Source organism: Arthrobacter sp. FW306-1B-G06A, from assembly GCF_058781765.1.
Genome location: NZ_JBYSXB010000012.1, coordinates 67766 through 80717, shown reverse-complemented (window position 1 = coordinate 80717; position 12952 = coordinate 67766). Strand labels below are relative to the sequence as shown.

Below are 12952 nucleotides of genomic sequence, written 5' to 3'. Positions count from 1 at the left end.
TGTACTTATCGGGCTGAAAATGGATAGCTCTTGGCGGCAGTAAACTCAGGACCAGCTCATGGGGTTTCACGCCAACTACGGCCCGAGCAGGAGACTGCGAGTAATTTGTAGTCAAACTTGTCTAGGAATGGAGGCTTGAGTGGGACGCAGATCCGTAGCCATCGAACGCCGTCGCCAGATCATCGCGGCGACGGTCCAGTGCATGGCCGCGCATGGAGTCGGGGGTACCACCTTGGAGCGGATAGCGGACGCTGCTGGCATGGCGCGGGGCCACATGCGGCATTTTGCCGGCAACCGCGACGAGCTGCTAACCGATGCCGCGCAAACTTTCTTCTTTGGCGATCCCGGGGCGGACGAACAAGCCCCAGGGATACCCCCCAAGGAAACGCCGATCCTGGATCCCAGCCTGAGCCTGCCCGAAGCCTTGGACTACCTCTTCGGCGAGTTCGCTGAACCCACCGAGGAAAACCCGGCGGCGTTCGCATTCATCGACGCCGGCAGATCGATACCTGCCATCCATGACATTGTCGTCCGCGCGTACCTGGGGATGCACTCCTCAATGATGGAAATACTCCAGACGGCCGAGCCGGATGCAGACGAAACGCATTGCCGGGTGACGGCCTACGGCGTGCTGACCATGGCCATCGGAAACATGTTCATCACGGATATTGATCTGTCTCAAGAGCGCATACAAGACGCTCGAACCATGGCTGAAGCCATGCTCGCAGGACTTCGGTCCCAAGCAGCGGCCTAGCCGCCGTCAATATCTAATCGTGTCGATCAGCGCGATAATACGATCGATAGTGCCGGGATCCGTCTCCTCCGGCTTGGCCCCAGTCCCCCACCATGGATGCGTTGAAGTGGCCGCGCGCGGGAGATAAAACCGGCTGCCCCGCTTGGCGCGAGCCTATCCATGCGGATTTCCCTGGGGCAGTCTCCGACCCTGGATGGCTGCGTGTGTCTTGCGCAGGGCCGAGATTGAGGAATCGTATGAACGCTGTGCGACGCCCACAAAGAGACAGTCGATAACCATCATCTGGGCTATGCGGCTGCCCAATGCCCCTGGCCGGAAGGGCGTCTCTCGGGCTGCTGTGCTGAGCACAATGTCGGCTGCACGGCCCAGCGGGGACTCGGCGTGGTTGGTGATTGCGATGGTGGTTGCTCCGGCCTCTTTGGAGAGTTTGAGGAATTCGACGGTGTCCATTGTCGTTCCCGAGTGCGAAATGGCAACGGATGCGCAGGAGGAGTCGAGAAGTGCTGCGGAGGTCCACGCGGCGTGCGCCTCTGACCAGCTGAACGATACTTTGCCGATCCGGTGCAGCTTCTGCTGCATGTCCTGCCCGACCAGCGCCCCGGCTCCGACTCCGAAGATGTCGGTCTTCAGCGCCTCAGAGATCGCTGCGACTGCCTCGGCCAGTTTGTGGATGTCGAGCAGTTGGGCAGTGTCAGCGATCGACATCGTCTCGTTGAAGGCAATTTTGGAAACTATGTCCTGGAGGGAGTCCGATTTGTCGATGTCTTCATAGACCTCCGCCGGAACGTTGTTGACGAGACTCTCGCGGGTGGTCTCCCGCGCCAGATCGAGGCGAAGATCGGAATATCCGCTGTAACCGATTTTCTTGTAGAAGCGGACGACTGAGGTAGTCGACGTCCCGCATCGTTCGGCGAGCTCTCCGATAGACATCATGGCAACTCGAGAGGGGGCGGCGAGGACCACGTCGGCGATGGCGCGCTCGGACGGCCGCAGCGACGGAAGGGCTGAACGGATCCTGACCAGAACAGTTCGTGATAATTCCGCGTTTCCTGCCTCTTCCACACCATTCTCCTTCTCTTGACTCCTCTAACAAGGTACCGGGTTCATGCCCACAGACCCATGTATATATGTTACCCAAGAGTGAGATTTTATGTAAATGATTGACATATATCCGATGGAGGCACTACCTTCGGTGTAAGGAAAGTCACAGGACGGACAGTTAGGGACATTGATGGGAACGAAGCCGCACCGCAGCCACGAGAGTTCGGCATGGCTCGAGATCAGCACGGAGGCACGGAATGTTCGTACTCTCGATCTGGATCAGCGCACGACCATCGAGATTCTGGAAGCGCTCAACGATGAAGACCAACTGTCGCCGGCAGCGGTTCGCGCCACGTTGCCGCAGATGGCCAAGTTGGTGGAGGCCGCCGCCGCATCCGTCCGGAACGGCGGCCGCGTCCACTACTTCGGCGCTGGAACATCGGGGCGACTCGGTGTCCTTGACGCCGCTGAACTGAGACCGACGTTCAACCTTCCTGAAGGCGTCGTCATTGCACACCACGCTGGTGGCCCCGCGGCTCTGACCCAGGCGGTGGAAAACGTCGAAGACTCCTGGGAAGCAGGCGTCGAGGCCGCCTCGGATGTCCGCTCCGGCGACGTCGTCGTCGGTATTGCAGCATCCGGGCGGACCCCGTATGTCGGCGGCGCGTTGACGGCCGGCCGAGAAAACGGAGCCACAACAGCGCTTATTGCCTGCGCCACAGCGCCGCAGCTCGGACCACTGGCCGATTTCGTGCTTGCCGCGGACACTGGTCCTGAGGCGTTGGCCGGATCAACCCGGCTTAAAGCCGGCACGGCACAAAAACTCATGCTGAATGGATTCTCCACCGCCCTGATGATCCGGCTCGGCAGGACCTGGTCAAACCTGATGGTTTCCATGGTTGCCACCAACGAAAAACTCCGGGCACGCTCCGTCAGGATCCTGATGGAGGCCACCGGAGGCACTGAAGACAGCTGCCGCAGCGCACTTGAGTCCGCAGACGGTGAGCTGAACGTGGCTCTCGCCGTTATGCTTACCGGCGCGTCCCCCGCCGACGCCCGCGAAGCGCTTGAGTCGGCCAACGGTGACGTCCGGTGCGTCACAGAAGCCCTTCGCCGGCACTGAACCCGCGCAGTCGGAACCACACATGGACAACTTCGCAATCACGCCCGGAAAGCAGCCTTGGATGAGTAAGAGTCAGCGACGGGAGGGGACCTCGAAGGGCACATACACCGCGTTCCGCGGCATTACCGGTTTCTCGGTCCGGGATCTGGACCGTCTGGCATTGGCGCACGACGCCTCGCATTATCTGTTGTCACCGCAGGCCGTCGTCGCGCCGCTGGATCCGGCCGAAGTCGGACGGATCATGGCGGCGGCTGCCTCGGCGGACCTCCCCTTGGTTTTCCGGTCAGGCGGGACGTCGCTGAGCGGACAGGCCGTCACGGACGGCCTGTTGGTGGACGTGCGGAAGCACTTCCGTTCCGTCGAAGTTCTTGACGGCGGCGCCCGGGTCCGCGTGGGGCCTGGCGCCACCGTGCGGAGCGTGAATGCGCGGCTGGCCCAATATGGACGCAAGCTTGGCCCGGACCCCGCCAGCGAGGGCGCGTGCACCATTGGCGGAGTCGTGGCCAACAACTCCTCCGGCATGTCGTGCGGCACCGAATTCAACACGTACCGCACGCTGGAATCCTTGGTGTTCGTCCTACCGTCCGGCACCGTGATCGACACCGCGGACCCTGCGGCGGACCAGCACCTGCGCGCCAAGGAACCGGACCTGCATGAAGGGCTAATCCGGCTGCGCCGCAGGATCAGCATCAATCCTGCATCCGTGCGCACCATTGAGCATCAGTTCTCCATGAAGAACACTATGGGCTACGGGCTCAACGCCTTCCTTGACTTCGAGGCACCAGCCAAGATCCTGGAACACCTCATGATCGGCTCCGAGGGGACCCTCGGGTTCATCGCCCAAGCAACGTTCCGTACCATCGAATCCCTGCCCTACGCTGCCACCGGGCTGATGACCTTCTGCTCGCTCAACGCGGCGGCCTCAACCCTGCCCGAGCTGGTCGCGTCAGGCCTGTCCACGGTGGAGCTGATGGACGCCGCCTCATTGGGTGTGGCCCAGCGTCAGACAGGAACACCTGCCGCTCTGGCCCGGCTGGAGATCCAACGCCACGCAGCCCTCCTGGTGGAGCACCAGGCGCCAACACCGGAGGAACTGCTCGACAAGCTGCGACGGAGCCAGGCCCTGTTCGATTCCCTGGATCTGGCGGCCCCATTCGAGCTTTCCACTGACGCCAAGGAACGGTCAGCCCTGTGGCATATCCGCAAGGGCCTCTACACCACCGTTGCAGGCAACCGACCGGCCGGAACAAACGCCCTCCTTGAGGACATCGCCGTTCCCGTGTCTGCACTGGCGGAAACCTGCGAACAGCTGCTGGGCCTCTTTGACCGGCACCAGTACCAGGACAGTGTCATCTTCGGCCACGCCAAGGACGGCAACATCCATTTCATGCTCACGGAGCGCTTCGACGGCCCCTCCCAGCTTGACCGCTACGAGGCATTCACGGAAGACATGGTGGACCTTGTCCTCGGCAAGGGAGGCACGCTGAAGGCCGAACACGGCACCGGCAGGATCATGGCACCTTTCGTTGCACGCCAATACGGGCCGGAACTTTACGAGATCATGGGAATCATCAAGCGGCTCATCGACCCCAAGGTGCTGCTGAACCCCGGGGTTGTCCTGTCGGACGACCAACGCTCATACCTTGATCACCTGAAGACGGCGCCGGTGGTGGAAAAAGAAGTGGACCGCTGCGTCGAGTGCGGCTACTGCGAACCGGTGTGTCCAAGCAAGGACCTGACCATGACGCCCAGGCAAAGGATCGTGATCCGCCGCGAAATTGCCGCCGCCGAACAGCGGGCTGACCACGGACTCGCCGAACGGTTGCGCAAGGATTACGAGTACGATGGCGTCCAGACCTGCGCGGCGGACGGGATGTGCCAGAACGCGTGCCCGGTCCTCATTAACACCGGTGACTTGGTGCGCCGTCTCCGGGCAGAAAACCACAACACTGTCGCGGACAAGGGCTGGACAGTCGCCGCGAAGCACTGGGGAGCGGTCACTGCCGTCGGCTCCCTTGGCCTCAGCGCCGCCAAGGCGATGCCGGCACCTGCGGTAAAGGCCGTCACCGCCGCGGGAAGGCTGCTCCTCGGCGCTGAGAACGTACCACTCTACGCCACAGCCCTGCCCAAGGGAGGCCGCAAGCGAACCGGCAGCGAAAAGGCCGGAACGGGAGATCCGGCCGGATCAGTCGCCGATGCCGTGTACTTCCCCGCCTGCATCGGCGCCATGTTCGGCCCGGTTGACGACGGCCGCGGACGCACCGGGACCGGCGTCACCCAGGCCTTCCTGAACCTCGCCGACCGTGCCGGCCTGGAACTGGCCATTCCCGAAGGCATCGGGAACCTTTGCTGCGGAACGCCATGGAAGTCCAAAGGCTTCACCGCCGGATACGGTGTCATGAGAGCCAAAGTGCTTCCGGCCCTGTGGGAAGCCAGCGATCATGGACGGCTGCCCGTGGTCTGTGATGCTTCCTCATGCACTGAAGGGCTCGAGACTTTGCGGGACACGGCTTCATCCCCGGACGTTCCTGCGGAGTATTCCGGGCTCAGGTTTGTTGACTCCGTTCAGTTCGCGCGCGAGCGGCTGATGCCGCACCTTGAGGTTTCCCACCGCATGGAATGCCTGGCGATACACCCGACCTGCTCATCCACCCGGCTGGGCATCAACGAAGACCTCACGGCCATTGCCGCCTCCCTGGCGGAGGACGTCATGGTGCCTCCCAGCTGGGGGTGTTGCGCCTATGCCGGAGACCGCGGCCTCCTGCACCCCGAACTGACCGATTCCGCCACAGCGACCCAGGGCGCCGAAGTCAATGAGCGCCTCTATTCGGCGTACGCATCAACCAACCGGACCTGCGAATTGGGCATGACCCAGGCCACCGGCCACCAGTACCGGCACGTCCTCGAGCTGCTGGATGAGGCCACAAGTCCAAAGAAAGGAACCCTCTGATGGAGATCGTCATACTCCCGGACAGTGCCGGGATCGGCCGCCTGGCCGGAGACGTCATCGAATCCCTGCTTGCACGCAAACCGCACGCGGTCCTGGGACTCGCCACCGGGTCCTCCCCGCTCCCGATCTACCAGGACCTGACGCGCCGCCACCTCTCCGGAAGCTTGAGCTTTGCCGAAGCCGAGGCGTTCACCCTTGACGAATACATGGGGCTCCCGGACAACCATCCGGAACTCTACCGAGAGGTCATTCGCAGGGAATTCACCGGGCAGGTCGATTTTCCAGAAGCCATGGTTCACGGTCCGGACGGCAGCGGCGTTGACGTGCCCGAGGCCTGCAATGCCTACGAGGACAAGATCCGGGCCGCAGGGGGAGTGGATTTGCAGATCCTTGGCATCGGCACCGACGGCCATATCGGTTTCAACGAACCCGGCTCTTCCCTGGCCTCCCGCACCCGGATCAAAACGCTCACAGAGCAAACCCGGCGTGACAACGCCCGGTTCTTCGACCGCCCTGATGCTGTTCCCCGGCACGTAGTGACGCAGGGGCTGGGAACCATCATGGAAGCCAAGCACATCCTCCTTGCCGCCGCCGGCGCGAACAAGGCCCGGGCAGTCCACGAGCTGGCTGAAGGGCCTGTCACCGCCCTTTGCCCGGCATCAGTGCTTCAGTTTCACCCGCACGTGACCGTGCTGCTTGATGAGCCCGCGGCATCAAAGCTCGCCCTGGCCGACTACTACCGTCATTCCTTCCGGCACAAGCCCCACTGGCAAGGACTCTAAACAGCGCCCCACACAAGGTGCATCGAAGCGTCGGACGCCGCCGCCAGCGACGCACCATCCACCAACACCCACACAAAAGGACACACCATGAGCACCCCAACACTCCTCCAGCAACCACCTGCCAAGCAGGCCAGGCGCGCCCTCGTCGCCGGCTCCGTAGGCAACTTCATCGAATGGTACGAATTCGCAATCTACGGTTCTTTCGCCACCATCATCGCCGCCAACTTCTTCACCACGACGGGAGCGTCACCCACAGAAGCTCTCATCAAGACATACGCCTCGTTCGCCATTGCCTTCTTCTTCCGCCCCGTCGGAGCAGCGATCTTCGGACGGATCGGTGATCGGATCGGCCGCCGCCCCACGCTGATCATCGTCCTGCTGCTCATGACCGGGGCAACAACCCTCATCGGTGTTCTCCCCAACTACGCCACTCTGGGCGTCATGGCGCCTATCCTGCTGACCCTCGTGCGCATCCTTCAGGGGCTCTCCGCCGGGGGCGAATTCGGCGGCGCCGTCGCCATCATGACCGAGTTCGCACCCCCCGGGAAACGTGGACGCTACGGTTCATGGCAATCCTTCACCGTAGCTCTCGGCCTGCTGGCCGGTGCCGGCGTCGCGGCCCTGATGTCCTCGGTCCTGACCGCAACGGACCTCGGCGACTGGGGCTGGCGCATCCCCTTCCTGCTCGCCCTTCCCCTCGGCCTCGTGGCCCTCTACCTGCGGCTAAAACTCGAAGAGACACCCAACTTCCAGCGAACGGTGACGGCAGAGAAAAGCCACACCCCCGGCGTTGTCATCCAGCACCCCAGCAAGGCCGAAACCGCCAAGGCGATCCTGCTCGGAATCGGACGCCTCATGGGCTGGTCGGCGGCAGGCTATACCTTCCTCGTGGTCCTTCCCTCATACCTTCAGACAAGCCTTCACGCCACCTTCCAAGCAGCGCTGATTGCAACAGTGCTGTCCAATGCAGGCTTCGCCGTATCGATCATCCCCAGCGGCATGCTCAGCGACCGCTGGGGCCGCCGGCCGGTCATGCTGGCAGGCGCCATCCTCATCACCGTCCTGGCCCTGCCACTCCTGAAGATCCTCCAGGACCCGGCAAGCTCGCCCTGGCTGCTTGGGTCCGGTGTCTTCATCGCCGGCGCCGTCGTGGGCATGATGGCGGGCCCCGGCCCCGCCATGCTCTCGGAAATGTTCCCCACCACGGTCCGCTACACCGGTCTGGGAGTCGCATACTCGCTGTCCAATGCCGTGTTCTCCGGATCCGCCGGACTCATCATCACCGGGCTCATCGCGTCCACCGGCAACAAGGACATCCCCGCCTACTACGTGATGGCCACTTGCATCGTCAGCGTCTTTGCGTTGGCCACGCTGCGTGGTTCCGCCCACAAGAACGCACTCCGCGATTAACTGAACGAGAAGGAAAGGGAGGAGTGTCATGCGTATCATCGGCATGATGTCCGGAACGTCCTACGATGCGATCGACGCCGTCGCCGTCGACATCACCAGGGACGCAGATGCCTTGGTGCTTACTCCCTTGGGGACTGTGAGCGAGGCTTACCCAGAGGAGTTACGGGCGGCATTGGCGGCGCAGATGCCGCCCGCAACAACGTCCATGGAGCAGGTCTGCCGGCTCGACACCGGCATCGGCCAGGCCTTCGCGCGGCTCGCGGCCCGGGCCAACAGCGAGTTGTGTGACGGCCGGGCTGATCTCGTCGCCTCACATGGCCAGACCGTGTTCCACTGGGTCGAGGCAGGCACGGTCCATGGAACCCTTCAGATCGGAGAGCCAGCCTGGATTGCGGAGGCAACCGGCTGTGCTGTCGTGTCCAACTTCCGCTCACGCGACGTCGCAGCAGGGGGACAGGGAGCACCGCTCGTCAGCCTGTTTGACACGATGTGGCTGCGCGGACTGCCGGGAACACCGGTGGCCCTGAACCTGGGCGGGATCGCCAACATCACGGTGGCCTCCGGCGAACCGACGGCCTTCGACACCGGGCCGGCCAACGCCCTCATCGATGCCGCCGTCACGTCTATGACCGCCAGCCAAAAACACTACGACCACAACGGCGAACTCGGCGCCCGCGGCACCGTCAACACAGAACTACTCACCCGCCTGCTCGCAGATCCGTATTACTCCCAGCCGGCACCCAAATCCACCGGCAAAGAGCTATTCCATCTGCCCTACCTCAATGCCGCGCTAGCGGACAGCGGCACGCACGAGCTCGCAGCCGAAGACGTGATCGCCACCCTCGTCAGACTTACCGCCCGGACCATCGCTGACGCCGTCCGCGCGGCAGGCGGAACATCTGTCGTCGCATCCGGAGGAGGAACCCTGAACCCAACCCTGATGCGGGCCTTGGAAGACGAACTGGGAGCCGTTGAACTGGTCAGATCGGACGAGCTGGGCCTGCCATCTCCCATGAAAGAGGCCTGTGCCTTCGCCGTACTCGGATACTTGTCGATTCATAACCTTCCAGCCACGGTACCCAGCTGCACGGGCGCCAGGCACGCGAGCATCCTCGGCTCAATCACGCCGGGATCCGGCGGACTTCACATCCCGACCCCGACCCAGGGGCGGCCAAAAGCACTCCGGATCGCGGGGACAACCGAGAGACGCCCAGCATCCCAATGAATCGCCCGCGCAACATGAGGAACCAATGATCATCGCCGCCTCCGCCCTGCTTACGCCCCGCCAAACCGATAGCCCGGTATGGATCGAAGTCACCGAAGAAACAATAACGGCCGTCGGGCACGGCCAACCTCCGTGCGCTGCCGCTCACCTTGGCGAGGATGTCGGTATCGGTGACGCGGTAGTCGGGCAGATTGAAGAGGGCGGTGGCAGCGTCGGGGCGCGGGAAATAGGCTCGATCAAGGCTCGTAGCTCCTGACTCTTGATGAATGCGTAGAGAACATCCATCACAGCAGGGCTACGAGCCCTTCAGCTTTCAAGACACGGAATCCGTTTCACCACGAACCACGGAGAGCCGATATGACGGATGGATGGAGGTACCGCGAGCCGGTTAGCGTTCCTCCTCCGAGGTAGGCCAGAACACGCGCGTGGGCGTTCACCGAATCCAGTGAGCTACCGTTCCTGGTAGTTCTCATCACGCCGGGAAAACGAGTTTGCGGCAACCGCGCGGCTAGATGCTCAGCAGCGAGCGTTTGTGCCTCGATTTCCGATAAAGAAAACGACGGGTTGGCAACCTTGAGTACCCCCCCCCCGGATCTCGCCTTCCGGAGAGGTCAACAGGAAGTTCGCGTCCTGCTGACTACCGAGCGTTGCGGCTCGCAGTACCGAGCCGGTCAACGACTCAGCGAGACGCTGGGCCTCATCTTCCGTCACCAGCGGCGCAGGAAGTACGCCATGCGAAAAGAAGTCGAATGACTTATGAAAAACGGGAGTGTCCATGAAGAAACCTTTAGCCTAAGGCGGGGTTGGTGCGGCCCGGCAGAATGGTTGCACTCCGCGGGCTCATTCGGTCAGCCGAGCCCGGCATGGAGGTCCTCCAGCGGGACGACTTGACCCAGGATGCGCTCGGCAGCACGATGACCGGACAACAAGGCGCCATGCACGGTGGCGGGCTCAGTGCTCCAGGTAGCTTCCCCGGCGAGGTGCAGAACATTCCCCACCGGCGTAGCGATGGCGTCGTGGTCCTTGTGCGTGGCCCCGACCGCAACATACGAATATGAGCCCAGCGCATAGGGGTCGGACCCCCAGCGTGTGATCCAAGAGTTGACCACGGGTGGGACGTCGTCGCCGTAGATGTTTCTTAGCGCGCCAACGGCCGACGCGACGACCTCATCATCAGTCATAGCTTCAGTCTCGATGCCGCGCGGACCACCGGCGAAAGCGAGCAGCATTGGCCGACCGCTGACCACCGACACGTCGTACCACGTGTGCCAGCGGTATCCGGCCGGGCCCCATTGCCGGATGGCATACACCCCGTCCTCCCAAAATCGTTTCGGAAATTGCAGGAAAACCTTGTTGAAGACTCCCATGCCGACCCTTCCAATGGCACTGACGACAACGTCAGGCAATTCCGGATTGAAGTCGATTGAGTTCCGCTTGAGGACACCCAGCGGCACCGTGATGACCGCGTACCGGGCCTCTGTGTTGCCTCGGGCTGTGGTCACTCTTACGCCTGCCTCAGACCATGCAACTCCGGTCACTTGGTGGCCGAAACGGATGTCAAGTCCCTCGGCCAGGTTTGTCGTGAGTTGGTCATAACCGCCGGGGAAGATCACTTCCTCACCAAAGATGACATCCTCGTCGAGGCCTTCGGCCGCAACCCTTTCGATTTCCGCTCCGCATTGTTCTTCCGTGCGATGGCCGTAAAACTCCCGCACACTTTGGGTGCTTTCCGGAGACCAGCCAAGGGTGTCCAAGGCGCGTTCAGTAACGTCCAAGTAGGTCTCGCCCGGAGAGGAAGATGCTATGGCGCGTCGCACCTCATCGTCTGCTGCACGGACCTTGTTTGCCAGGTCGCTCGCCTCGCCCGGTTTCAGAAGCCGAAACTCGGAGTCGTAGTTCGCGATTGGGCGGCCGTCAGGTTGGAAGCTTCCTACCGTGAATTCGGCGGTCTCGATGTTGAATGCCGTTACAAGGTCAGTCAGCGGGTTCCCGTCGACGCCGTGTATCCAGGAGGCACCCTGATCAACAGAGAAGCCCGCGTCACGGTCCGTCCAGATTCGCCCCCCGACTCTGTCACGTGCTTCGAGGACGACCACCTTTTGTCCCGCTTGATGTAGAAGGCGCGCCGCCGTAAGGCCTGCAATGCCAGCTCCGACCACGACTGTATCGATCACACTCATTGGTGCCTCTCACAATTCATGTCTGTCCCTTGTTTGATATGACTTCGAAATGCATGGGCATGCGGCATTCTGACGTCCTCAATGTGAGAGCGCTCCGATGGCTGATGCCGCCCGGTATCCGGAGGCGACGGCACCAGACAGCGATTGTTCCGTTCCGGTGTGCTCACCAGCGATGGCGACCCGTCCGCTCAAACGGAGGAAAGCGTCAGCGTCGCCCGGGCGCCAGTCGAGTCCGGGAGCGCTGTACGCACCCATCGCCCATGGGTCGTCTGACCAGGTTGTAAGCAGTGGATCCCGCAGGGCACGCATGGTGGGCCGCATCTCTTCGAGGGCTTCAAGCCAAGTGCCGGAACCGTTCGTTGTCTGGAGCGCTTGCAGTGCGATCTCGCCGCCGGCGAAGCTCGAGATTACGGGCAGTCTGGAGGAACCGTCTGTAGCCAGCGACCGCCAGGACCACCAGCAGTGTTCCGCGTTCTGTATCGCGACGTCGTCACGGTCGGCGTCAATAGAGACCGCAAGCTTGGCGGCATGACCCATGATCCTATGGTCAAGGGCTTCCTGCTGCTCGGGCCGCAGCGGAAATCCAAGCTGTAAGGTGCGTAAGATCGGAAGCGGTACGGATAGGACTGCGCAGTCCGCGTCGTAGGCGGTGCCGTCGACAGTGCGTACCTGAACGCCTGCAGACGATTGATCGATCGATGCTACTGGCTGCGTGAGTCGGACCCGGGTGCCCAGCCGACGCGCTATCTCTGCAGAGAGTCGCTGATTTCCGCCGACGATGCGGCCCCCATCCTCGATGTGCGAGCGTGCTGAGGGCGCTTCATGAAGGAGGACTGCTTCGGCGCTGACGAGTTCGGGATTCGCAGCCGCCGACGTCGTCACACGCCTGTACGCCGGGTCCTGCCGATAGAACGCCCCCAACGATTCCTTGAAGGCCTGCTCCAGTGAAACGGACGTGAGTCCGTCAGCGAGCATCGCCTGGACGGTACTGGTAACGGTTTCCATGGTCTGAGCGAGCTCTTCGGAGGTCAGCACCCTGCCGTCGACCATGCGGCGCATGTATCGGACACCATGAGACATGATCGGGATCTTTAGTTCCGAGGCCAGTCGCCTAATCGGGAACTCGTCGGGAAAGATGAATTCTCCCCCGCGTTCCACGATTTGACCGTTGGGACGCTCCTCCGACCAGGATCGTCCGCCGACCCGGCTGCGGGCTTCCAGGACAAGGACATCGTGAGCGCACTTGGAGAGCTCCCACGCTGCCGTGAGGCCGGATAGGCCTGCACCAATGACTGCAATTTTCACTCGGCGCCACCGCTCCCTGTTGAGGTACGTGGAAGCGGTGTTCCGCGGGTCACGGGTGAGTCGATGTCGGTGCAGGTCTGGTTTTCACGGCGGCATGTTCCCAACATCTTGATCGAACCGATCTTCACCGGCCCCGTAGCGCGCGGATCTTCGGATACGCGCACAAGACCTTGATGCCGGAG

General features: G+C 62.5%; 10 protein-coding genes. 7 read left to right on the top strand and 3 right to left on the bottom strand.

Annotated features, from left to right (window positions below):
* The first annotated feature begins 139 nt into the window (after window positions 1-139).
* Window positions 140-754 carry a TetR family transcriptional regulator gene (locus AC3WJM_RS08655; protein WP_492259935.1) on the top strand — a complete coding sequence of 205 codons (615 nt, stop codon included), beginning with the start codon at window positions 140-142 and terminating at the stop codon, window positions 752-754.
* A gap of 153 nt (window positions 755-907) precedes the next feature.
* On the opposite strand, the gene AC3WJM_RS08650 is transcribed toward AC3WJM_RS08655, so the two are convergent.
* Window positions 908-1816: a MurR/RpiR family transcriptional regulator gene (locus tag AC3WJM_RS08650; RefSeq protein WP_492259934.1), complete on the bottom strand. Its 909-nt coding sequence runs from the start codon at window positions 1814-1816 to the stop codon at window positions 908-910.
* Between the two features lie 169 nt (window positions 1817-1985).
* Here AC3WJM_RS08650 and AC3WJM_RS08645 point away from each other — a divergent pair, with 169 nt between their 5' ends.
* The 6 genes from AC3WJM_RS08645 (at window position 1986) to AC3WJM_RS08620 (ending at window position 9541) form a co-directional block, all read left to right on the top strand.
* Entirely contained in the window at window positions 1986-2918 is a 933-nt protein-coding gene (locus AC3WJM_RS08645) for an N-acetylmuramic acid 6-phosphate etherase (protein ID WP_492271644.1), read from the top strand.
* A gap of 61 nt (window positions 2919-2979) precedes the next feature.
* Window positions 2980-5868 (top strand): FAD-binding and (Fe-S)-binding domain-containing protein, encoded by a 2889-nt coding sequence (locus tag AC3WJM_RS08640; protein WP_492271643.1) that lies wholly within the window; start codon window positions 2980-2982, stop codon window positions 5866-5868.
* Complete coding sequence (gene nagB, locus AC3WJM_RS08635) at window positions 5868-6650, top strand: glucosamine-6-phosphate deaminase (RefSeq protein WP_492271642.1); 783 nt, start codon at window positions 5868-5870, stop codon at window positions 6648-6650. Before AC3WJM_RS08640 ends, nagB begins: the two co-directional genes overlap by 1 nt.
* An 87-nt stretch (window positions 6651-6737) precedes the next feature.
* Window positions 6738-8060: an MFS transporter gene (locus AC3WJM_RS08630; protein WP_492259930.1), complete on the top strand. Its 1323-nt coding sequence runs from the start codon at window positions 6738-6740 to the stop codon at window positions 8058-8060.
* A gap of 28 nt (window positions 8061-8088) precedes the next feature.
* Window positions 8089-9285 (top strand): anhydro-N-acetylmuramic acid kinase, encoded by a 1197-nt coding sequence (locus AC3WJM_RS08625; RefSeq protein ID WP_492271641.1) that lies wholly within the window; start codon window positions 8089-8091, stop codon window positions 9283-9285.
* A gap of 25 nt (window positions 9286-9310) precedes the next feature.
* Window positions 9311-9541 carry a hypothetical protein gene (locus AC3WJM_RS08620; RefSeq protein ID WP_492271640.1) on the top strand — a complete coding sequence of 77 codons (231 nt, stop codon included), beginning with the start codon at window positions 9311-9313 and terminating at the stop codon, window positions 9539-9541.
* A 592-nt stretch (window positions 9542-10133) separates the two neighbouring features.
* Here AC3WJM_RS08620 and AC3WJM_RS08615 read toward each other — a convergent pair.
* On the bottom strand, window positions 10134-11465 hold the full coding sequence (locus tag AC3WJM_RS08615; protein WP_492271639.1) for a flavin monoamine oxidase family protein: 1332 nt from the start codon (window positions 11463-11465) through the stop codon (window positions 10134-10136).
* 78 nt (window positions 11466-11543) lie between these two features.
* The gene (locus AC3WJM_RS08610) at window positions 11544-12845 is read right to left on the bottom strand and encodes a flavin monoamine oxidase family protein (RefSeq protein WP_492271672.1); all 1302 of its coding nucleotides are present in this window, start codon (window positions 12843-12845) and stop codon (window positions 11544-11546) included.
* Between the last annotated feature and the right edge of the window lie 107 nt (window positions 12846-12952).

Excerpts from the sequence above, each read along its gene's own strand:
- AC3WJM_RS08625 (WP_492271641.1), top strand. The coding sequence starts at position 8,089 with ATGCGTATCATCGGCATGATGTCCGGAACGTCCTACGATGCGATCGAC.
- AC3WJM_RS08645 (WP_492271644.1), top strand. The coding sequence starts at position 1,986 with ATGGGAACGAAGCCGCACCGCAGCCACGAGAGTTCGGCATGGCTCGAG.
- nagB (WP_492271642.1), top strand. The coding sequence starts at position 5,868 with ATGGAGATCGTCATACTCCCGGACAGTGCCGGGATCGGCCGCCTGGCC.
- AC3WJM_RS08620 (WP_492271640.1), top strand. The coding sequence starts at position 9,311 with ATGATCATCGCCGCCTCCGCCCTGCTTACGCCCCGCCAAACCGATAGC.
- AC3WJM_RS08615 (WP_492271639.1), bottom strand. The coding sequence starts at position 11,465 with ATGAGTGTGATCGATACAGTCGTGGTCGGAGCTGGCATTGCAGGCCTT.
- AC3WJM_RS08630 (WP_492259930.1), top strand. The coding sequence starts at position 6,738 with ATGAGCACCCCAACACTCCTCCAGCAACCACCTGCCAAGCAGGCCAGG.
- AC3WJM_RS08640 (WP_492271643.1), top strand. The coding sequence starts at position 2,980 with ATGAGTAAGAGTCAGCGACGGGAGGGGACCTCGAAGGGCACATACACC.